At 57.2% G+C, this 598-nt stretch carries 1 CRISPR repeat array.

Features of this window, described 5'->3' with window-relative positions:
• Nucleotides 1-36: 36 nt before the first annotated feature.
• A CRISPR array of direct repeats spans nt 37-563; the repeat unit is 36 nt; unit sequence GTTTCAATCCGGCTCGGATTTGTAGATCGCGGGGAC.
• Nucleotides 564-598 lie beyond the last annotated feature (35 nt).

Below are 598 nucleotides of genomic sequence, written 5' to 3' on the forward strand. Positions count from 1 at the left end.
CCCAACCGGCGCAGAGTTCACCTCGCCAGCCTCCTGGTTTCAATCCGGCTCGGATTTGTAGATCGCGGAGACATCCGCGGTCCTCATGTTCCTCCCCGGGTGGGCCCTGTTTCAATCCGGCTCGGATTTGTAGATCGCGGGGACCAGAGCTTTTGCGGTCGGCCAACCAGGCCGAGTTTCAATCCGGCTCGGATTTGTAGATCGCGGGGACCATTGACGCCGACGAGGCGCGCCGCATGGTCAAGTTTCAATCCGGCTCGGATTTGTAGATCGCGGGGACTATATTCCCGAATGGATAGTTTGGGAGTATTTGGTTTCAATCCGGCTCGGATTTGTAGATCGCGGGGACCAGTACCAGAGTCAACTGAGGAGGTGATAGCATGAGTGGTTTCAATCCGGCTCGGATTTGTAGATCGCGGGGACAAATAGTTGAGCTTATTGCTTATATAAAGTCCGCCGGTTTCAATCCGGCTCGGATTTGTAGATCGCGGGGACAACCCCGCCCTCCCGGAGGGGGCGGCCCTTAAGTTTCAATCCGGCTCGGATTTGTAGATCGCGGGGACCTGGGACAGCCGAAGGACGGTTTCCCCGTCGAGGA

The organism is Protofrankia sp. CiP1_Cm_nod4 (assembly GCF_982290645.1).